We start from the raw sequence: 18,985 nt of genomic DNA on the forward strand, positions 1-18,985 counted from the left end.
ACCTGGTGCTCGCCTCGCCGCCGCCCCGGCCCGCCGGGCGCACCGGCCCACCGCCGCCGGCCACTCGCCGAGCGGACTGAGCAAGCGCTAGGTTAAGCCCATGACCTCCCTGGGCATCGTCGTCGTCGGCACCGGGTTCGGCTGCCTGACCCACGTCCCCGCCTTCCGCGCCGCCGGGTTCGAAGTCCGCGCACTGGTCGGCCGCGACCCGGCGCGGACCGCGGATCGTGCCGCCCGGCTGGAGATCCCGCACGCCACCACGTCGCTCGCCGAGGCGCTCGCACTGCCCGGGGTGGACGCCGTCAGCGTCGCCACCCCGCCGCGGACGCACGCCGCGCTCGTCGGCGAGGCGGTGGCGGCCGGCCGCCACGTCGTCTGCGAGAAGCCGTTCGGCGCCGACGCGGCAGGCGCCGCCGGGATGCTCGCGGCGGCCGAGCGGGCCGGGGTGGTCCATCTGGTCGGCACCGAGTTCCGCTTCGCGACGGGTCAGGCGCTGCTGCGCCGTACCGTCCGGCAGGGGGTGATCGGAGAGCCGCGGCTCGCGACGTTCCTGCTGCACCTCCCGCTGCTCGCCGACCCCGCCGGTGAGATCCCCGCCTGGTGGGGCGACTCCGGAGCCGGCGGCGGCTGGCTCGGCGCGCAGGGCTCGCACGTGATCGACCAGATCCGTACCACCCTGGGGGAGATCGAGGGCCTCAGCGCCACGATGACCCGGCTCGGCGACCGCCCGCGGATGACCGCGGAGGACTCCTTCACCCTGCACTTCCGTACGGCGAGTGCCTCCGGTGTCGTGCAGAGCACCGCCGCCTCCTGGGGCCGGCTGCTCATGACCACCCGGATCGCCGGCGAGCGCGGCACCGCCTGGCTGAACGGCGACGACGTCTGGATCGCGGACGCGGCCGGCACTCGCCAGGCCGAGGTGCCCGACGATCTGCGCAACCCGGCCCCGGTGCCGCCGCCCGCCGAGCTGCTGCACACCGCCTACGACATGCTGCACTTCAGCGGCGTGGACCTGGCCCCCTACACCCGGGTGGCGCGGGCGTTCCGGGCCCGCATCCTGGGGGAGAGCGCACCGGCCGATCCGGAGCCCGCCACGTTCGCCGACGGGCTCGCCACCCGCAGGGTCCTCGACGCCGCCCGCCGTTCCGCCGCCGAACAGGCCTGGATCACGCTCTGACCTCCCGGGCGCCGTATCGTCGGGAGGAGTCCAGGTGCCGTGGGGAAAGGATGTGCGCAGTGCTCGTAGCGTTCTCGGTGACCCCGCTGGGGGTCGGGGAAGAGGTCGGTGAGCTCGTCGCCGAGGCCGTACGGGTGGTGCGCGCGAGCGGGCTGCCCAACCGGACCGACGCCATGTTCACCACCCTCGAAGGCGACTGGGACGAGGTCATGGCGGTCGTGCGGCAGGCGGTCGAGGCCGTCGAGGCCCGCGCCCCCCGGGTCAGCCTGGTGCTCAAGGCCGACATCCGGCCCGGGGTGAGCGACGGGCTCACCGCCAAGGTCGCGTCCGTGGAACGCCGGCTGAGCGGCGGATGACCCCGGAGGAGGCCCTCCGGCTGCTGCCCGTCCGGGCCGTCGTGCCGGACCTGCACGCCGCGCTGGACGCCGTCGGGGCGGCCGTGCTCGCGGCGCCGCCGGGCACCGGCAAGACCACGCTGGTGCCGCTGGCCCTGGCCGGGCTCCTCCCGGACCTGCCCGGCGGGCCGGACCGGCCCCGCCGGGTGCTGGTGGCCGAACCCCGCCGGCTGGCCACCCGGGCGGCCGCGCGCCGGATGGCGTGGCTGCTCGGCGAGGAGGTGGGCGGCCGGGTGGGCTTCACCGTGCGCGGCGAGCGCCGCCCGGGCTCGCTGATCGAGGTGGTCACGACCGGGGTGCTGCTCCAGCGGCTGCAGCACGACCAGGAACTGGCCGGGATCGATGCCGTGCTCCTCGACGAATGCCACGAGCGGCATCTCGACGCCGACACCGCCCTGGCCTTCCTGCTCGACGTGCGGGCCGCGCTCCGGCCCGACCTGCGGCTGGTCACCGCCTCGGCCACCGCCGACACCGCGGCCTGGGCCCGGCTGCTGGGCTCCCCGGCAGAGCCGGTGCCGGTCGTGGCCACCCCGGCCGTGCTGCACCCGGTGGAGGTGGTGTGGGCGCCGCCGCCCCGCCCGGTGCGGCCCGCGCACGGGATGCGGGTCGATCCGGCCCTGCTCGACCACGTCGCGGCCACCGTCCGCCGGGCACTCGCCGAACGGGCCGGGGACGTGCTGTGCTTCCTGCCCGGCGTGGGGGAGATCGGCCGGGTCGCCGGGGCACTGGCCGGGATCGAGGTGCTCCAGGTGCACGGCCAGGCGCCCGCCGCGGTGCAGGACGCGGTGCTGCGGCCCGGCCGGAGCCGCCGGGTGGTGCTGGCCACCTCGGTCGCCGAGTCGAGCCTCACCGTGCCCGGCGTGCGGATCGTGGTCGACTCGGGACTGGCCCGTGAGCCGCGCACCGACCACGCCCGGGGCCTGAGCGCGTTGACGACCGTCCGGGTGTCCCGGGCCGCCGCGGAACAGCGGGCCGGGCGGGCGGGCCGGGAGGAGCCGGGCACGGTGTACCGCTGCTGGGCCGCCGCCGAGCACGCCCGGCTGGCGGACCGGCCCCGGCCGGAGATCGAGCTGGCCGACCTCACCGCGTTCGCGCTGCAGGCGGCGTGCTGGGGCGATCCCGCCGCCGCCGGCCTCGCGCTGCCGGACCCGCCGCCCGCGGCCGCGCTGGACTCCGCCCGGGAGGTGCTGCGGGCCCTCGGCGCGGTGGACCCCTCCGGGAGGGTCACCGGGCGCGGCCGGCGGATGGCCCGGGCCGGGGTGCATCCGCGGCTGGCCAGGGCGCTGCTGGACGGCGCCGACCGGGTGGGCCCGCGGGCCGCGGCCGAGGTGGTGGCCCTGCTGTCGGACCGGCTGCCCCGCGAGGCCGGCGACGACCTCACCGCTGTGTGGCGGACCCTGCGCCGCGGCGGTGACGGCGCCGCCGCCCGCTGGCGTCAGGAGGCGCGGCTGCTGGAGAACGCCGTGCGCCCCGGCCACGATCCGACGGCCGGCCCGGAGGGCGGGGACGACAGGGTCGCGGGAACGGTGGTGGCGCTGGCCTTTCCCGAGCGGGTGGCGCGCGCCCGCCCGGACGGCGGCGGCCACCTGATGGTCTCCGGGACCGGGGCCGAGCTGGCGCCGTCCTCCGCGCTGAGCGCGGCCCGGCCGCCCTGGCTGGCGATCGCCGTCGCGGACCGGCCCGCGGGTGCGGCCTCCGCGCGCATCCGCCAGGCCGTCGTCATCGACGAGGACATCGCGCGGCTGGCCGCGGCCCCGCTGCTCACGGCCGGCGAGGAGGTCCGCTGGAGCACCTCCGCGAAGGACGTCAGCGCCCGCCGGGTCGAGCGTCTCGGCGCCATCGAGCTGTCCGCCGTCCCCCTGCGGCGGCCGGACCCCGCGCTGGTACGGGCCGCGCTGCTGGAGGGCCTGCGCCGGGAGGGGCTGGGCCTGCTGACCTGGACGCCGGAGGCCACCGCGCTGCGCGAGCGGCTGGCCTTCTGCCACCGCGTCCTCGGCGGGCCATGGCCGCCGGTGGACGACGCCGCCCTGCTGGAGCGGGCCGAGGAGTGGCCGGGCCTGTCCCGGGCCCGGCACCGCGCCGACCTGGCCCGGATCGACGTGGCGGCGGCCCTGCGGGGCCTGCTGCCGTGGCAGTGCGCGGCCCGGCTGGACGAGGTGGCACCCGAGCGGATCACCGTGCCCACCGGTTCCCGGATCCGGGTCGACTACGGCGGCGACCAGCCCGTCCTGGCGGTGAAGCTCCAGGAGCTGTTCGGCTGGCAGGCCGCGCCGCTGCTGGCCGACGGCCGGGTCCCGCTGGTGGTCCATCTGCTCTCCCCGGCGGGCCGCCCCGCGGCGGTGACGGCCGACCTGGCCTCGTTCTGGCGGGAGGGCTACCGGGGAGTGCGAGCCGAGCTCCGTGGCCGCTACCCCCGCCATCCCTGGCCGGAGGACCCCGCCACGGCGGCCCCCACCCGGCGCGCCAACCCCCGTAAATGAGGGGCGTACGGACCCGTGGCCCGGCCGGTCGGCCCGCCGGCGGGCCGTGCGTCCCGGCGGTCAGGTACGGACTCGCAGCCGGGCCGGGGGCGCGTCCGGCCCGTCCAGCAGCGGTCGCTCCACCGGCAGGCCGTACATCTCGAAGAGCCGCCGGCGCACCGCCTCCAGCGGATACGTCTCGGGATACACCGCCAGCTTGAAGACCACGCCTTCGAGGGCACTGCGCAGCAGCGCCTCCTCCAGCGCGGGGTCGGCGGCGCCCCGGTCGGCGAACATCGTGCGCAGGTGGTCCTCGAAGACGGTGACCTGGGCGTCGTTGGCGGCCTCCACCCGGGCGAAGACCTCGCGGGTGGCGGGCTGGAGCATCAGGCCGAGGATCAGCCGCTGCACGCCGACCGTCTGATGGGCCGCGCGCAGCACCCGGTCGATCACCCCGGCGAGCCGCTGGTCCGGGGTGGTCTCGGTCTCCAGCGGGACGGCGAGGCCGAACAGCTCGAACATCACCTCGGTCAGCAGGGCTTCGAGCAGCGCGTCCTTGGTCGGGAAGTAGTACGACACCAGCCCCCGGGCCACCTCGGCCCTGGCCGCGATGGCGGAGACGGTGGCCTGGGTGTAGCCGAGTTCGGCGAACAGCTCGAGCGCGGAGGTGAGGATACGGCGGCGCGACTGCTCGCGGAGTTCCTCGTTGACCTCGGCGGATCGTGGTGACAAGCCGTACCCCCCTCGCTGCACCCATGGGCCTTCAGCGCCATTGTCGCCCCTTCCGGCCGCACGCATGACTGGTTGGCTGTACAGTCAATCCCCGTTCGCAACACCCCCGAGGGAAGGACACTCATGGCCGCACGCGACTGGGCCGTCAAGAAGGCGGCCGGCCAGGTGATGGGCCCGGATGAGCGGTTGCTCGCCAGCTCGATGATCAGCCTGCCCGGCACCCTCAAGCGCGACGGCTACTACGCGGCGCTCGGCAACGTCACCGGCATCCGCCTCGTCGAGGTGACCGGCGAGAACGGGCTGCCCGCGAAGATGGTGGCCGCGGTCACCGACCGGCGGATCCTGCTGTTCTCGCAGCACTGGCTCATCATGGGCCGGGCCAAGGACCTCGTCGCCGACATCGACCTGAGCCAGGTCGCCGGGGCGGAGCAGCGGGCCGGCGGCCGGGCGCAGGTGACGATCAAGGTGGCCAACTTCGCGATCACCCTGCGCGACGGCACCGTCCTGGAGCTGGAGTCCGCGGACGCCGGCGGGGTCGAGGGCCTGGTCCGCGCGATCAACGGCAGGGTCGCGCGTTAGGCTGATCCGGTGAGCCGACAGAGCCGAGGCCGCGAGAGACCCCCGGTGCGCACCGCCGCCGGACCGGGGCTGGCGCTGCCCGGCCTGGAGGCGCTGTACGCGGCGTCGGTGCGCGCCTCCGCGGAGCTGCTCACGCTGCCGGGCCCGCTGCAGGCCGAGCTCTGGACCTCCGCACATCTGGGCGTGCTGGAACGCGCCGCGCCCGACGAGCGGGCCCACCGCCGGGCGCTCGCCGACCTCGTCGGTTACTTCCAGCGGAGCCGTGCCCCGGGAGCCCGGGTGTTCCTGCGGGCCGTCGCCGCGATCGGCCCGCAGGAGCTGCGTGCCGACGCGGCGCGGGCCGCGGAGGGGCCGGCCGGCGACGCCGGGCCGGCTTGGCTGCCCGCGCTGGGCCGGGTGCTGCCGGGCGAGACCTGGCTGATCCAGGACGGCTCACTCGGCGGTGACCAGATCGCCTGCGAGTTCCGCTACGCCGGCGGCGCCGGCCCGCTGCACGCCCTCCTGGTGCAGATCACCCAGGGGAGGGCGACGCAGCTGCTGGCCATCGGCGACGTGCCGGGCATGATGGCGCAGGTCCGCCAGGGCGTGGCGGCGGAGGAGTGCGCCGTGCTGCGGCTGGATCCCGCGGCGGCCCGGGCCCGGCTGCGAGCGGCGCTGGCGGGGGAGGCCGCCGAGCATCCCGAGGACCTGCACGCCCTCCTGGCCTTCGCCCGGCACCGGATCGAGACGCTGCCCGGCTAGGTGTGCCGGCCCGTGCGGCCGGGCCCGCGGGCGGCGGGTGACCGGCCGTCGCGCGCGGTCAGGGCCGGCCGCTCTGACCGGCCGCCGCGAAGCGGAGCCGCCGGAGCTCCTCGGTGACGTCCTCGGGCTGCGCGCCGAGGTCGTAGGAGCTGAGCAGATGCAGCCGCTCACCGGTGTCGATCTCGACCAGCCGGGTGGTGCGCCCCAGCCGCTGCCGCTCTCCCAGCCGGATCGACTGCACCTCCGCCCACGGGATGTGCCGGTGGCCGGCGAAGCCACGGATCACGGTGAGACCGCCCCGGCCGGCCGACAGGTGCACCGGCGCCAGCACGTCGCGGGCCGCGAACACCAGCAGACCGGCGGCCGCGACGCCGGCCAGCAGCACCAGCTGCCGGTCCGCGGCGGCGGACAGCGCGGAGACCACCGCGATCACCGCGCACACCACCGCTCCCGCCGCCTTCACGAGGGGATACACGGGCGCCACCCGCCACTGCCGGGCGGGCGGGCCGCCGAACTCGTCCACCTCCCCAGCATAGGACCGCGGCCGTCGCAGACCGGGCGGGCTGGGCGGGCCGCGATCCGCGAGGGTCAGCGGGCGAGATCGACGCCGCACACGCCCTCGATGGCCAGCAGCCGTTCGCTGATCGAGGTCAGCGTCTGCCCGCGGTCGACCCGGGTCAGGAAGGACAGCAGGGGGTGCCCGGCCGTGGAGTGCCGCACCCGGGTCACCCGCGCCGAGGGCATGAACCCCCGGATCGTCTCCTCCATGTCGGTCGGCGACGTCCCGGCGTTGAGCTCGACCGTCATCTCCAGGGTCCGGCGGGGGGTGAACTCGGCCCGTTTGAGCAGCCGGAGGACCGACAGCGTCAGCACCGCCGTCACGAGCGCGGGGAGCCACGCGCGCAGCCCCACGGCCACGCCGCTCGCCGCCGTCACCCAGAGCGAGGCGGCCGTGGTCAGCCCCTTCACGGTCGGGCCCTCGCGCAGGATCGCCCCCGCTCCCAGGAAACCGATGCCCGTGACGACCTGGGCGGCCACCCGGGTGGGGTCGGTGTGCAGCGCATCCGCTCCCGCGACGGTGAAGAGCGCCGCGCCGAGCGCCACCAGGATGTGGGTGCGCAGTCCGGCCGACTGGGCGTCCAGCTCCCGCTCGAACCCGATGGCACCGCCCAGCCCCGCCGCCACCACCACCTGGAGCACGGTGATCCAGTGCATCGTCAGTCGCCGTTCCGGATCGCCAGCGCCAGGTAACGATCGGGCCCGTCGTCATAGCGGGTCAGCGACCAGCCGGTCCGCTCCAGGGCGGGCCGCAGGTTCGGCTCGGCCCGGATGTCGTCGGCGCGCAGGTCATGACCCCGCCGCGCGGCCAGTGCGGCGCGGCCGACGGGGTGGAACATCGCCAGCCCGCCCCCGCGCCGGGTGACCCGGGCGAGCTCGGCCAGCGCCGCCGCCGGGTCGGGCAGATGGGAGAGCAGCCCCGCGGCCAGGGTGGCGTCCACGCACCCGGTCCGCAGCGGCAGACGCAGCGTGTCGGCCAGCAGCAGCGCCGCCTGCGCGCCCCGGCCCTTGCCGGCGGCCACCCGCACCATCTCCGGGGTCAGATCGACGGCGATCACGTGCCCGGCGGCGCCCACGGCCTGACGCAGCAGCGGGACGGCGCGGCCGGTGCCCGACCCGGCGTCCAGCACGGTCTGCCCCGGGGCCGGTGCCAGCTCGGCGATGGCGGCGGCGAATGCCGGCCCGTCGTCGGGGAACTTCTCCTCCCAGGTGGCGGCACGGTCGGCGAAGAACTTCATGTTCTTCAATCAATCACACGTCCCTGCCGGGTGCCGGTCAGCGACTCGGTGTGGGAGTTGAGCGCCGGCGGCCGTACGCAGATCAGCGTCGTCCGCGCGTGCCGTGCGCAGTAACGGCGGACCGACGGGCGGACGAGCCGTCCGATGAACCCGTGCGCGCCCGCGCCGATCACGAGCAGGTCGCCCTCCCGGGCCAGATCCACCAGGGTCCGCCCGGCGTCGCCGACCATCGGCAGCACGCTCACCCGGACATCGGAGAGCGCGTTCCCGGCCACGTCCTCCAGCAGCCGGTTCGCCAGTGCCAGGCCGGCGGCCCGTGCCGTGGCCAGCAGATCCGGCAACGCGCCGCCGACCGCGGCACCGGCATTGTGCGGCATGGCCGCGACCTGCACGATCAGGAGCGGAATGCGCCTCAGCCGTGCCTCGCCGAGCGCCCAGGCGAGGGCCCAGCGTGCCGCGGCGGAGTCGTGCACGCCCACGACCACGCGCGGTTCCCTGACTTCCGAGATCGGCGCCACGGCGGCCTCCTACCGGATGTGAGCACCGGACCGACCGGTGGAGATATCTTCTGCTGATCTGTAGTCCGCGTAAAGAGGCTGAGGCGGGCTCAATGCGGCCGGCGGGTCCAGAGGGGGGCGGTCCGGGCCCAGTCCGCGGTCCACTCGGCGAACCTGTGATGGTCGAGGCGGCGCCGGACCATCAGGTAGAGCAGGAGGCAGGGGAGCGCCACCATGGTGACGGAGGCCGTGCCCGCCAGGGCGGCGTCGGCGACCGTCTGGCCGTGCTCGCGGGGCCTGCGGGTGAGATTGCCGGTCCTGTCGATCCAGATCCGCCGGTGCGAGCCGGCCTTGTCCCGCTCGCGCTGGGGCACCAGCGCCGACCGGAGGGTGCCGTCGTGCGCCCGCCACTGCAACCGGACGGTGGGCCGGATGCCGCGCACGGAGTTGTCGGTGATGCCGTCACCGGCCACGATGGTGGCCACGACGGGCCGGTGCGCCGTCCGTTCCTGCCGCTCCGCCCGCATCCCGGAGTCGTAGGCCCGGCCGGTGGTCACCCCCGCGACCAGCGGGGCGAGGGCCAGGAACACGATCAGGAGGCCGAGCGCGGCGGCCGTCTGGACCCGGTCGACCGGCCGCCGCATGGGGTTGCGATCACACCCCAGCAGCCGGATGGCTCGTCGGACCCGGAGTCGTCGCATAGATGGTCGTCCGCTCACCGGGCACCTCCTTATGACCAACAAACTTGCCATAAAACGGACATGTTCTCTCTCTAGACGGTAGGTCGATTCCGGGTCGCAGGGATAGGGGCAATTCCGGTCCATGACAGGCTTGCGCCACCATTCCGGATGCGGCGCATCCGGGGGCCGCTCCGACCACGCGCCACGCCCCGGGGCCTGGCCGGTCGCGCTCCGGTGGCACGCACGAAACGCCTGGCTTCCGGTCGCCGCGGGGCAGGGTCGACGGGGCCGACACGGAGGGTCTCTTCGAGCGGGCGCGGCGGGGTGCGAAGCTATGATTGCCGGTACCTGCGCGGCCAAAGCAGTGATTCAGTGCCATCGAGGAGTGATCATTGGTGTCGGACGGCCGTCATGACGGTGCGGGCCGGCCACGGCGCCGCCCCGGCGAGCTCGAGTCCGAGGTGCTGGCCACGCTCTGGGCCGCGAAACGCCCGCTGTCGCCCGCGGAGGTGCTCCAGGCGCTCGGGGGCGGGCTCGCCTACACGACGGTGGTGACGATCCTGACCCGCATGGTCGACAAAGGGGTGCTGACCCGGGCCAAGGCGGGCCGCATGTTCACCTATCTGCCGGTGGCCGACGCCAGCGGACTGGCCGCCCGCCGGATGCTCGCCCAGCTGGAGCGCGAGAACGACAAGGCGCAGGTCCTGGTGCACTTCGTCGGCGCGCTCTCGCCGGCGGACGAGGATCTGCTGCGGGCGATCCTCACCACCGGCCCGAGCCCCACCGGGGACCGCGAGCCCGGCTGACCCACCGCTCGGATCCGCGCTGGGCCGGGAGGCCGGCGTGCCCGGCCTCAGCGCAGGACGCCGGTGTGGCCGAGGGAGTAGCGGCCGGGCTGGGGCCACACGCACAGCCCGTGCGGCCCGCGGCCCACCTTGATCTTGCGGATCAGCCGGCCGGTCCGCGTCGAGATGGCGTACACCTCGCTGTTGTAGCGGCCGGACAGCCACAGGACCCTCCCGTCGGCGGAGACGCCGCCCATGTCGGGGGAGCCGCCGCCGGGAATCCGCCACAGCGCCTCGACCCGGCGGGTGACGAAGGAGACCAGGGAGACGGTGCCCTCGCCGCGGTTGGAGACGTACAGGTACCGGGAGTCGCGGCTGGGGTAGAGCCCGTGCGCGCCCCGTCCGGTCGGGATGAACCCGATCTTCTTGAAGCGCTCGGCGTCGATGACCCACACGCCATTGCTGGCCATGTCGGCGACGTAGAAGGTGGTGCCGTCCGGGGACAGCTTGACGTCCTGCGGCATGGCGTTGCGGCCCAGCGAGATGCTGCCGACCACCCTCTGCCGCTCGGTGTCCAGCTTGACGATGGTGCCGGAGAACTCGCAGGCGGTGAGGAAGAAGCCGCCGTCGGCGGAGAAGTCCGCGTGGTTGGGCCCCCGGCAGGGCACCCGGACCGAGCGCACGCGCTTCATCGTGTGGGCGTCGCGGAAGTCGATGTTCTGGTTGCGTTCGGCCATCACGACCGCGAACCGGCCGTCCGGGGTGAAGTACAGGTTGTACGGGTCGTCGACCGGCACCGGGCTGCCCGGCCTGCCGGTCCTCGGGTCGACCGGCACCAGGTCGTTGGACTTGTTGTCGTTCACCCACAGGGTCTTGAGATCCCACGAGGGGACCACGTGCTGGGGCAGCACGCCGACCTTGAAGTGCCCGATCTTGCGGAAGGTCCGCTGGTCGATGACGGTGACGTCGTTGCTCTCGCTGTTGGGCACGTAGACGCGTGCGGGGACGCCCTTGACCACCGGGCTGAGCATGCCGGGCCGGTCGTGTTCGTAGACGTCGATCGCGTTGCTGAGCTGCGCGGTCCTCGGCGGCGGCAGCGGCGGCGTCGAGGTCATGGTCATCCCGGAATGCCGGTCTCCGGGACCGGTGCCGCCGCACCCGGCCGCTCCGGCCGCCACCGCCGTGAGGACGCCGACGACCAGCAGGGACGTGGCCCCGCGCCGGGCCTTCACGAGGCCAGCAAGGTGGAGACGGTGACCGGGCCGAGCCGGCGGGCCGCCAGCCCGCCCAGGATCGCGGGCATCGCGGCGAGCGTGCCCGGATGGCCGAAGTGCATGCTCACGATGGAGCCGGCCCGGACGCCGCCCAGCACGGTGCGGACGACCGCGCCCGGTCCGGGATCCCCGGCATCGGCCGAGTCCAGGTCGTACGACAGGCAGGTGGGGTAGCCGGCCCGGGCGGCCATGGCCCGCACCATCGGCGTCGCGCGCCGGGCCCGTGACGGGCGGAACCAGGCGCCGCGCGAGCCGGTGAGGCGCACCAGCCGGTCCGCGCACTGCGCGATCTCCGCGTGGGCGGCGGCCGGGCTCATCGCCGCGATGTCACCGTGATGCTGGGTGTGGTTGCCCAGCTCGTGGCCGCCGTCCAGGATCACGCGGGCCAGCGCCGGGTTCTCCTCCAGCCAGGTGCCGACCGCGAGCACCGTCACGTGGGCGCCGCCGGCCGCGAGCTCGTCCAGGAGCCGCCGGGCGAGCCGCGGCTCCCCGGCGCCGTGGAAGGTGAGCGCGACCTGCCGGCCGGCCCGCGGGCCATGGGTCACCTCCGCGGGCAACCGGTGCGGAGCGGCGGGCGGCGAGAGCGCGGGCCCGGCCGGTGACACCGTCCGGGCGCGCGGGCGCCCGTCCGGGCCGCACCCCGCCGCCAGCCCGGCGGCGGCCGCCACCGCGGCTCCGAGTACTCCCCGTCGTTGAATCGTCACGCAGCGAAGCATAAGGACTACCGGAGGGCCGCCGGGCCGACATGCGCGAGAGGACGGTGAAAGCCTCCCTCGGCCTTACGGGCACATAGCCGCATTCATAACGGCCTTTCCTTCATTTCCCCGCCGGATATTCCGGATACACGGCGACCGGCGGGGCGGTCTGCGCGTGTCCGGTCACTTCCCGGAGGAATGGCGTGCTCCGGCGGGCGCAGGCGGCGCCGGGGAATGACCCGCGCTGCAGGGGCAGCCCCCGTGCACCCCTGCAGCGCGGAGCTAGAGTGCGGCGAGGATCTTGTCGCAGATGGCGCGCAGCCGCTCCGCCTCGTCGCCGGTCAGCGGATCGAAGACCCGCCGCCGTACCTCCTCCACATGGCCGGGGGCGGCCTCGGCCAGGGCCGTGAAGCCGGCGTCGGTGAGCACCGCGACGCTGCCCCGTTTGTCGGCCGGGGACCGTTCGCGCCGGATCCAGCCCTTCTCCTCCAGCCGGGCGGCGGCGTGCGAGAGCCGGCTCTGCGAGTAGGTCGTCATCGCCGACAGGTCGCTCATGCGCAGTGCCCGGCCGTCCGCCTCCGAGAGCATCACCAAGATCATGTAATAGGCGTGCGGCATGCCCGCGTCCCGCTGCAACTGCCGGTCGAGCGCCTCGTCCAGCCGGGTCAGCACCACGACGAGCGAGCGCCAGGTCCGTTGCTCGTCGTCGCTCAGCCATCGTGGGGCGGTCATGCCGGTGAGGCTACCAAATTATTTGAACTCTCAATGAACTGAGGTACGTTGGGAAGTATGCCGATCACCCGGATGAACCACGCCGTCCTTTATGTCCGCGATGTCGAGCGGGCCGTCGCCTTCTACCGTGAGGTCCTGGGCTTCCGGGCCGTGGCCGAGATACCGGGCCGGGCCGCCTTCCTGCAGGCGGCGGCCAGCACCAACGACCACGACCTGGGCCTGTTCCAGATCGGGGCCGAGGCGGCCGACTCGGCGGCCGGCCGCGGCATGGTCGGCCTCTACCACCTGGCCTGGGAGGTGGACACGCTCGACGAGCTCGAGCGCATCGGTGCCGCCCTGGCCGAGCGCGGAGCGCTGGTGGGCGCCTCCGACCACGGCGCGACTAAGGCGCTGTACGCCAAGGACCCCGACGGGCTGGAGTTCGAGGTGTCCTGGCTGGTGCCCGCCGACCTGCTCACCCCGGACGCGAAGGCGATGAAGACGGCGCCGCTCGACCTCGCCGGGGAGAAGCGCAGGTACGGGGGTGGCACCCGCGGCGGCGTGGGCGTCTCGTTCCCCGCCACGGTCTGACCGCCTCCCCGCCACGGTCCGGCCGCGTACCGGCCCCCGGGTAGAGCCATGGTCGGGGGCGAGGATGGATTCGCCCTGGCCCGGCACCGGTGCGCCGGGTGGCGCGGGCCGGGTGTGCGACCATCGAGGCCGGCCCCGGGCCGTCGGTCACGGTGCGGGGGCCGTGGGCGCCCGGATCGGCCGACGGCCTGCGGCGACCGACCGACGACATGGGGTGACGGCATGGAGCGATGTACCCGGTGCGAGCTGCTGGTGGGAGCCGGTTGCGCCTGCGCGCCCGGCGCCGGGCCGGGAGATCCCGGGCGGGACGGCGCCCGCTGGGTGAGGTTCGCCCCGGACGCGATCCTCATCTCGCCGACCAGGCTCGCCCATCTGCCCGGTGGCTGCGCGCACATGACGGAGGCCGACATCACCGCCCCTGGCTGGGGATGGATCTCCTCGCCCGACCGCGGCCTGTGGGAGCGGATCGGAGCCGGCCACCCGGCCCAGGCGACGGGCGGCAACACCCGGCGCGTCGCGTCCAAGCGCTGCAAGGACTGCACGACGGCTGAGCGCCGCTGACCGTCACAGCGGCAGGGGTCCCGGCCGGGCGCTCAGCCGGTGTCGAGGGCGGTGAGCAGCTCACGGAGCGCGACCCGCTGGGGCTCGCTGAGCGGCGCGAAAAGATCTTCCGCCGCCTCCCGCCGGGCCTGCTGGAGGTCCGCGCGCAGGTCGCGTCCCCGGTCGGTGAGCCGGATCAGGGTCGACCGGCGGTTGGCCGGGTCGGCCGCCCGGCGTACCAGGCCGGCCGTCTCCAGCGCGTCCACCAGGGTGGTGACGGACCGGGGGACGACCCCCAGCCGCTCGGCCAGGTCCACCATGCGCAGCGGCTCGTCGGCGCGTGAGATCACCCGCAGCGCCCGGGACTGTGCCGGGGTCAGGCCCAGCGGCGCCAGCCGCCCGGCCTGGCTGCGCCGCATCCGCCGGGCCGCGCGCAGGACCAGCTCGGCCAGCTGCCCGGTGGTGTCCTCGGTCTCCACCCGCCCACATTATCGGAGTGCCGCTCACTGTTCGACGAAATAACTGTGAGTCTTACTCTGTTAAAAGTGGGCAGGAGTCCCGCACGAAAGCAGCCGCCTATGCCCCGCACCGAACCCACCCGCGCGAACGCCCGAGCCCAGGCCCCCGCCGAGACCCGCGCCGAGACCGATACGCAGGATCCCGGGGAGGGCCCGCGAGAGGCGGCGCCGCAGGGCGTCCCGGGGGACGGGCAGCCCCTTCAGCTGCGCCGCATCCTGCGCCTGTTCCATGCCTACCGCGGCCGGCTCGCCGTCGTCGGCCTGCTGGTCGGCCTGTCCTCGCTGGTGTCGCTCGCCTCGCCGTTCATGCTCCGCGAGATCCTCGACGTCGCGCTGCCCCAGCGCCGTACCGGCCTGCTCGCGGTGCTGGCCCTCGGGATGATCGCCGTCGCGGTCGCCAACAGCGTCTTCAACGTCCTGCAGACCTACATGTCCACCACGGTCGGCCAGCGCGTCATGCACGACCTGCGCACCGCCGTCTACGGGCACCTGCAGCGCATGTCGCTCGCGTTCTTCACGCGTACCCGCACCGGCGAGGTGCAGTCCCGCATCGCCAACGACATCGGCGGCATGCAGTCGACGGTGACCTCGACGGCGACCTCGCTGGTCTCCAACCTCACCAGCGTCGTCGCCACGGTGATCGCGATGCTGGTGCTGGACTGGCGGCTGACCATCGTGTCCCTGGTGATGCTCCCGTTCTTCGTCGCGGTGAGCCGCCGGGTCGGCAGGGAACGCAAGAGGATCACCTCGCAGCGGCAGGGGCAGCTCGCCGGGATGTCGGCGATCGTCGAGGAGTCGCTCTCGGTCAGCGGCATCCTGCTGGGCCGCAGCATGGGCCGGTCGCGGGCTCTCACCGACCAGTTCGCCGGGGAGTCGGACAAGCTCGTCGACCTGGAGATCCGCTCCGGCATGGCCGGGCGGTGGCGGCAGTCCACCATCCAGATCGTCATGTCGGCGATGCCCGCGATCATCTACTGGGCGGCCGGTCTCACCACCTCGCAGGGGCACCCGCTGGTATCGATCGGCACCCTCGTCGCCTTCACCACCCTGCAGACCGCGCTGTTCCGCCCCATGGTCGGGCTGCTCCAGACCGGGGTGGACGTGCAGACCTCGCTCGCGCTGTTCGGCCGGATCTTCGAGTACCTGGATCTGCGGCCCGACATCGAGGAGCCGGCCGCGCCGGTGGCGCTGCCCGGGATCCGGGGCGACGTCCGCTTCGAGCACGTCGACTTCTCCTACGCCGGCGCGGGGGAGCCCACGCTGCGCGACATCGACGTCGCGGTCCCGGCCGGCACCAGCCTCGCGGTCGTCGGCGAGACCGGGTCGGGCAAGACCACCCTGAGCTACCTGGTGCCGCGCCTGTACGACGTGACCGGTGGCCGGGTCACCATCGACGGCACCGACGTCCGCGACCTGGCCTTCGACACGCTGGCGGACGCCGTCGGCGTGGTGTCTCAAGAGACCTACCTCTTCCACGCCTCGGTCGCCGAGAACCTGCGGTTCGCCAAGCCGGAGGCGACCGACGAGGAACTGCACGCGGCCGCGGCGGCCGCGCAGATCCATGACCACATCGCGTCGCTCCCGGACGGCTACGACACCCTGGTGGGGGAGCGGGGCTACCGCTTCTCCGGCGGGGAGAAGCAGCGGCTGGCCATCGCCCGCACCATCCTGCGCAACCCGCCGATCCTGGTCCTCGACGAGGCGACCAGCGCGCTCGACACGCAGACCGAGCATCTGGTGCAGGAGGCCATCGACGCCCTGGCGGCGGGCCGGACCACCATCACCATCGCGCACCGGCTGTCCACCATCAGGGACGCCGACCAGATCATCGTGCTCGACCAGGGCCGGATCGCCGAGCGCGGCACCCATGGCCTGCTGCTGTCCGCCGGTGGCCCCTACGCCGCGCTGGTCGGCCGGAGCGGGGAACACCTGGCCGCGGCGGGCTGAGCCGCTCCCCGGGTACGGCCCCGGCCGGTCCGGGCACCCCCTCCCATGGTCGTCACACGGCGTTGTCTATCGTTGACGTGTTGTAACGATGCTCCCTCTTCGGTGCTCTCGGTGGGATCGGGCGGACGGCAAGCACGGAGACCTGGACACAAGGAACCCGGGGCTCCGCACAGAACGACCAGGAGGAGACCACAAGATGTCACGCAAGATGATCGACTGTCGGGACATGCCCAGTGACAGCGGCTGCACGCTACAGATCGCCGGCGAGCCCGACGAGGTCATGCGGGTGGCCGTGATGCACGCCGTCGACGCGCACGGTCACCGGGACGACGACGAACTGCGGAGGGCACTGCGCAACGGGCTCAAGGACGCCCAGCCCGTGCACTGATCCACCGGCTCGCCGCAGAGCCCCCGGCCGAGGACGGTCCGGGGGCTCTGCCCTGTCCGGGGACCGAGCTGCACACGATCTTGTGTGCTGGTCTTCCGCGCCTGGTCACCAGGCATTCACATGGTGCCGTCAGTGTCGCCCTGTAGCCGGAGGCAAGACCCCCGGCGGATCTTTTGCAGGGAGCCACCATGGGACACGACCACCACCCTCACCATCACCATGGTGACGATCACTCGCACGGCGAGGCCGGCGCGCTGCCGCCCGTGCTGGACACCTCGATCCCCGACGAGGAGCTGTCCCCGTCCGAGGTCTCGCGCCGCACGATGCTGCGCGGCACCGGCCTGCTCGGAGCGGGCCTGGCCGCCGCCGGTGTGCTGGCCACCCCCGGCGCGGCCGCCGCCGCGACCCCGGAACGCGCCGCCGCCGCCGCTGCCGCCGCGCGCCGGGAGCCGCGCGGGGGCTTCCGCTGGCTGGCCGGGGACCACCACATCCACACGCGGTACAGCTCCGACGGGCTCTACCGGGTGATCGACCACGTCCGGCACGCCAACGCCTTCGGGCTGGACTGGATGGTCATCACCGACCACGGCAGTGTCCAGCACGCCAAGATCGGTGTCGAGAAGGTCAACCCGGACATCGTCGCCGCCCGCTCCTCGATCAAGGACACCCTGGTGTTCCAGGGGCTGGAGTGGAACATCCCGGCCGCCGAGCACGGCACGGTGTTCGTGCACCCGGGCAAGGACGAGGTCGCGGTGCTCAAGCAGTTCGAGAACTCCTTCGACGGCGGGGTGAAGAACGCCACCGCCAACACCCCGGCCAACGAGGCCCTCGCCATCGCGGGGGTGAACTTCCTCGCCGACGCGGTGCGCCGGCGCCGGGTCAAGGACGCGCTGTTCCTGGCCAACCACCCCGCCCGCAAGGGCCTCGACTCGCCGCACGAGATCCGCGGCTGGCGGGACGCCCAGCCGGGCATCGCGGTCGGGATGGAGGGCGCGCCGGGCCACCAGGCGGCCGGCATCCCGGCTCCGCACGGTCCGGGCTCGGGGCGCGGCTTCTACGACAACAGCCCGAGCGCCGACTCCTACAGCGGCTACCCGCCGGAGAGCTACCGGACCTTCGGGGGCTTCGACTGGATGACCGCGACCGTCGGCGGGCTGTGGGACAGCCTGCTCGCCGAGGGCAAGTCCTGGTGGATCACCGCCAACTCCGACTCCCACACCGTCTACGGCGACACCGCCGCCCGCGGTCCCGGCGACTTCAACACCCTGGGCTACTACGAGGAGCCGGTGTACGGCGGAGACGTCGCCCTCTCCAACGGCGACTTCTGGCCCGGCTACTACAGCCGCACGCACGTCGGCGCGACCTCGTTCTCCTACGCCGCCGTCATGACGGCCATCCGGGAGGGCCGCGTCTGGGTCGACCACGGCGGCCTGATCAGCGGCCTGGACGTCCGGGTCCGCCCGGCCGGCTCTGGCGAGCAGGGCGTCCCGCTCGGCGGCATGCTGCACGTCCGGCGCGGCGCCAAGGTGGAGCTCGTCATCGAGATCGACCTCGCCAACGGCCCCAACTGGGCGCAGTTCGTGCCGGCCCTGGCCCGGGTGGACGTCATCCAGGGAGACGTCACCGGCAAGGCGTCCGACCGGGACGCCTTCGTCACCCCGAACACCAAGGTGGTCAAGTCCTTCGAGGTCGGTAAGAGCACCGGCTCGGTACGGCTGGTCTACGCGCTCGGCTCCGTCGACAAGCCCGTGTACGTACGGCTGCGCGGCACCGACGGCCACCGCACCGCCCCCGGGCTGCAGGGCGCGGCGATCGACCCCAACGGGCCCGCGATCGACGTCGTCGGCAACGCCGACCCGTGGAAGGACCTCTGGTTCTACAGCAACCCGATCTGGGTTCTGCCGGGCCGGTGACCTCCCCGCTCGTTCTCGGCGCCGACGCCGGGTCGCCGACCGTCCCGGAGGCCGAGCACCTGATCAGTGACCTGGTCGCGCTGCTCGGCCTCGGGGACGGCGTCGTCGCCTGCACGCACTTCGTCCGCGGCGACCGGCCGCACGTGGCGGTGTCCCTGGAGCTGGCCGGCCCGATCGACCTGGCCGTCCTGCCCCCGGGAACCGGCGCCGAGCTGGCCGGCGCCCGCACCGGCCCGGCGCCGCTCGCCGAGACGGCGGCCGGCGCGGCCCGCGAGCACGCCGCCCGGCGCTCGGGCCGGCTCGTCCGCTACCCCGGGGCCGGCCGGCTCACCGGCACGCTCACCGTCGGCGCGCTCCTGGACGGCTCCGCCATCGACCGCGTCCAGGTGCTGGCGGGCGGCGGGACGCCCGCCCCGCACACCCCGGTGCACACCCGGGACCATGTACGGCCCGAATGGCGCGACGGCCTGATGACCCTGCTCGCCATGCCGGCCGGGGAGGCCGCCCTCGCCCTCTTCGAGGTGCCCGACCCCACGCCCTGCTGCGCGGATCACGCCTAGCGCGCCC

At 74.3% G+C, this 18,985-nt stretch carries 22 protein-coding genes; 12 read left to right on the top strand and 10 right to left on the bottom strand.

From position 1 onward, the window contains the following. Positions 1-100: 100 nt before the first annotated feature. From ACRYCC_RS20870 to hrpB, 3 genes are read left to right on the top strand one after another with little or no spacing between them, the layout of a single operon-like run. A complete protein-coding gene (locus ACRYCC_RS20870; RefSeq protein WP_433814482.1) occupies positions 101-1,177 on the top strand; it encodes a Gfo/Idh/MocA family protein in 1,077 nt (358 codons plus the stop codon). Positions 1,178-1,236: 59 nt separating this feature from the next. Continuing rightward, positions 1,237-1,533: an MTH1187 family thiamine-binding protein gene (locus ACRYCC_RS20875; protein ID WP_433814483.1), complete on the top strand. Its 297-nt coding sequence runs from the start codon at positions 1,237-1,239 to the stop codon at positions 1,531-1,533. After that, on the top strand, positions 1,530-4,052 hold the full coding sequence (hrpB, locus tag ACRYCC_RS20880; protein WP_433814485.1) for an ATP-dependent helicase HrpB: 2,523 nt from the start codon (positions 1,530-1,532) through the stop codon (positions 4,050-4,052). Before ACRYCC_RS20875 ends, hrpB begins: the two co-directional genes overlap by 4 nt. A 60-nt stretch (positions 4,053-4,112) precedes the next feature. On the opposite strand, the gene ACRYCC_RS20885 is transcribed toward hrpB, so the two are convergent. Beyond that, on the bottom strand, positions 4,113-4,763 hold the full coding sequence (locus ACRYCC_RS20885) for a TetR/AcrR family transcriptional regulator (protein WP_433814487.1): 651 nt from the start codon (positions 4,761-4,763) through the stop codon (positions 4,113-4,115). A 123-nt stretch (positions 4,764-4,886) separates the two neighbouring features. Here ACRYCC_RS20885 and ACRYCC_RS20890 point away from each other — a divergent pair, with 123 nt between their 5' ends. Continuing rightward, a complete protein-coding gene (locus ACRYCC_RS20890) occupies positions 4,887-5,342 on the top strand; it encodes a hypothetical protein (RefSeq protein ID WP_433814488.1) in 456 nt (151 codons plus the stop codon). 9 nt (positions 5,343-5,351) lie between these two features. Then, the gene (locus ACRYCC_RS20895; protein WP_433814490.1) at positions 5,352-6,083 is read left to right on the top strand and encodes a hypothetical protein; all 732 of its coding nucleotides are present in this window, start codon (positions 5,352-5,354) and stop codon (positions 6,081-6,083) included. A gap of 58 nt (positions 6,084-6,141) precedes the next feature. On the opposite strand, the gene ACRYCC_RS20900 is transcribed toward ACRYCC_RS20895, so the two are convergent. The 5 genes from ACRYCC_RS20900 to ACRYCC_RS20920 all read right to left on the bottom strand — a co-directional run bounded on the left by ACRYCC_RS20900 (position 6,142) and on the right by ACRYCC_RS20920 (position 9,020). After that, positions 6,142-6,606, bottom strand: a complete 465-nt coding sequence (locus ACRYCC_RS20900) for a PH domain-containing protein (protein WP_433814492.1) — start codon at positions 6,604-6,606, stop codon at positions 6,142-6,144. Positions 6,607-6,671: 65 nt separating this feature from the next. Next, complete coding sequence (locus tag ACRYCC_RS20905) at positions 6,672-7,298, bottom strand: MgtC/SapB family protein (RefSeq protein ID WP_433814494.1); 627 nt, start codon at positions 7,296-7,298, stop codon at positions 6,672-6,674. Positions 7,299-7,300: 2 nt separating this feature from the next. Further along, positions 7,301-7,879: a class I SAM-dependent methyltransferase gene (locus tag ACRYCC_RS20910; protein ID WP_433814496.1), complete on the bottom strand. Its 579-nt coding sequence runs from the start codon at positions 7,877-7,879 to the stop codon at positions 7,301-7,303. 5 nt (positions 7,880-7,884) lie between these two features. Further along, positions 7,885-8,397, bottom strand: coding sequence for a universal stress protein (locus ACRYCC_RS20915; protein WP_433814498.1), 513 nt, complete (start codon positions 8,395-8,397; stop codon positions 7,885-7,887). 89 nt (positions 8,398-8,486) lie between these two features. Next, complete coding sequence (locus ACRYCC_RS20920; RefSeq protein WP_433814500.1) at positions 8,487-9,020, bottom strand: Rv1733c family protein; 534 nt, start codon at positions 9,018-9,020, stop codon at positions 8,487-8,489. 431 nt (positions 9,021-9,451) lie between these two features. Here ACRYCC_RS20920 and ACRYCC_RS20925 point away from each other — a divergent pair, with 431 nt between their 5' ends. Further along, complete coding sequence (locus ACRYCC_RS20925) at positions 9,452-9,862, top strand: BlaI/MecI/CopY family transcriptional regulator (RefSeq protein ID WP_433814502.1); 411 nt, start codon at positions 9,452-9,454, stop codon at positions 9,860-9,862. Positions 9,863-9,909: 47 nt separating this feature from the next. Here the strand turns inward: ACRYCC_RS20925 and ACRYCC_RS20930 are convergent, their stop codons facing one another. The 3 genes from ACRYCC_RS20930 to ACRYCC_RS20940 all read right to left on the bottom strand — a co-directional run bounded on the left by ACRYCC_RS20930 (position 9,910) and on the right by ACRYCC_RS20940 (position 12,542). Continuing rightward, a complete protein-coding gene (locus tag ACRYCC_RS20930) occupies positions 9,910-11,073 on the bottom strand; it encodes a YncE family protein (protein ID WP_433814504.1) in 1,164 nt (387 codons plus the stop codon). Further along, complete coding sequence (locus tag ACRYCC_RS20935; protein WP_433814506.1) at positions 11,070-11,819, bottom strand: polysaccharide deacetylase family protein; 750 nt, start codon at positions 11,817-11,819, stop codon at positions 11,070-11,072. The genes ACRYCC_RS20930 and ACRYCC_RS20935 overlap by 4 nt, the downstream gene beginning before the upstream one ends. A 273-nt stretch (positions 11,820-12,092) precedes the next feature. Continuing rightward, a complete protein-coding gene (locus ACRYCC_RS20940) occupies positions 12,093-12,542 on the bottom strand; it encodes a MarR family winged helix-turn-helix transcriptional regulator (protein WP_433814508.1) in 450 nt (149 codons plus the stop codon). A 57-nt stretch (positions 12,543-12,599) separates the two neighbouring features. Between ACRYCC_RS20940 and ACRYCC_RS20945 the strand changes: the two genes are divergently transcribed. Beyond that, positions 12,600-13,112, top strand: coding sequence for a VOC family protein (locus ACRYCC_RS20945; protein WP_433814510.1), 513 nt, complete (start codon positions 12,600-12,602; stop codon positions 13,110-13,112). Positions 13,113-13,334: 222 nt separating this feature from the next. Further along, the gene (locus ACRYCC_RS20950; protein ID WP_433814512.1) at positions 13,335-13,673 is read left to right on the top strand and encodes a hypothetical protein; all 339 of its coding nucleotides are present in this window, start codon (positions 13,335-13,337) and stop codon (positions 13,671-13,673) included. 32 nt (positions 13,674-13,705) lie between these two features. On the opposite strand, the gene ACRYCC_RS20955 is transcribed toward ACRYCC_RS20950, so the two are convergent. Further along, positions 13,706-14,131: a MarR family winged helix-turn-helix transcriptional regulator gene (locus tag ACRYCC_RS20955; protein ID WP_433814514.1), complete on the bottom strand. Its 426-nt coding sequence runs from the start codon at positions 14,129-14,131 to the stop codon at positions 13,706-13,708. Between the two features lie 99 nt (positions 14,132-14,230). On the opposite strand from ACRYCC_RS20955, the gene ACRYCC_RS20960 reads away from it, so the two are divergent. From ACRYCC_RS20960 to ACRYCC_RS20975, 4 genes are all read left to right on the top strand, one after another. Then, the gene (locus ACRYCC_RS20960; protein WP_433814515.1) at positions 14,231-16,117 is read left to right on the top strand and encodes an ABC transporter ATP-binding protein; all 1,887 of its coding nucleotides are present in this window, start codon (positions 14,231-14,233) and stop codon (positions 16,115-16,117) included. Positions 16,118-16,325: 208 nt separating this feature from the next. Beyond that, positions 16,326-16,505, top strand: coding sequence for a DUF1059 domain-containing protein (locus tag ACRYCC_RS20965; RefSeq protein WP_433815032.1), 180 nt, complete (start codon positions 16,326-16,328; stop codon positions 16,503-16,505). Positions 16,506-16,693: 188 nt separating this feature from the next. Next, the gene (locus ACRYCC_RS20970) at positions 16,694-18,418 is read left to right on the top strand and encodes a PHP domain-containing protein (protein ID WP_433814517.1); all 1,725 of its coding nucleotides are present in this window, start codon (positions 16,694-16,696) and stop codon (positions 18,416-18,418) included. Continuing rightward, positions 18,415-18,978 carry a hypothetical protein gene (locus tag ACRYCC_RS20975; protein WP_433814518.1) on the top strand — a complete coding sequence of 188 codons (564 nt, stop codon included), beginning with the start codon at positions 18,415-18,417 and terminating at the stop codon, positions 18,976-18,978. The genes ACRYCC_RS20970 and ACRYCC_RS20975 overlap by 4 nt, the downstream gene beginning before the upstream one ends. The last annotated feature ends 7 nt before the right edge of the window (positions 18,979-18,985 follow it).

It is taken from the genome of Actinomadura scrupuli, from assembly GCF_050971785.1.
GTDB classification, from domain to species: Bacteria; Actinomycetota; Actinomycetes; order Streptosporangiales; family Streptosporangiaceae; genus Actinomadura_E; species Actinomadura_E scrupuli.

Bases quoted from the DNA above. Each gene is read 5' to 3' on its own strand.
- ACRYCC_RS20890 (WP_433814488.1), top strand. From the start codon at position 4,887: ATGGCCGCACGCGACTGGGCCGTCAAGAAGGCGGCCGGCCAGGTGATG.
- ACRYCC_RS20905 (WP_433814494.1), bottom strand. From the start codon at position 7,298: ATGCACTGGATCACCGTGCTCCAGGTGGTGGTGGCGGCGGGGCTGGGC.
- hrpB (WP_433814485.1), top strand. From the start codon at position 1,530: ATGACCCCGGAGGAGGCCCTCCGGCTGCTGCCCGTCCGGGCCGTCGTG.
- ACRYCC_RS20950 (WP_433814512.1), top strand. From the start codon at position 13,335: ATGGAGCGATGTACCCGGTGCGAGCTGCTGGTGGGAGCCGGTTGCGCC.
- ACRYCC_RS20870 (WP_433814482.1), top strand. From the start codon at position 101: ATGACCTCCCTGGGCATCGTCGTCGTCGGCACCGGGTTCGGCTGCCTG.
- ACRYCC_RS20910 (WP_433814496.1), bottom strand. From the start codon at position 7,879: ATGAAGTTCTTCGCCGACCGTGCCGCCACCTGGGAGGAGAAGTTCCCC.
- ACRYCC_RS20970 (WP_433814517.1), top strand. From the start codon at position 16,694: ATGGGACACGACCACCACCCTCACCATCACCATGGTGACGATCACTCG.
- ACRYCC_RS20945 (WP_433814510.1), top strand. From the start codon at position 12,600: ATGCCGATCACCCGGATGAACCACGCCGTCCTTTATGTCCGCGATGTC.
- ACRYCC_RS20965 (WP_433815032.1), top strand. From the start codon at position 16,326: ATGATCGACTGTCGGGACATGCCCAGTGACAGCGGCTGCACGCTACAG.
- ACRYCC_RS20920 (WP_433814500.1), bottom strand. From the start codon at position 9,020: ATGCGGCGGCCGGTCGACCGGGTCCAGACGGCCGCCGCGCTCGGCCTC.
- ACRYCC_RS20940 (WP_433814508.1), bottom strand. From the start codon at position 12,542: ATGACCGCCCCACGATGGCTGAGCGACGACGAGCAACGGACCTGGCGC.
- ACRYCC_RS20960 (WP_433814515.1), top strand. From the start codon at position 14,231: ATGCCCCGCACCGAACCCACCCGCGCGAACGCCCGAGCCCAGGCCCCC.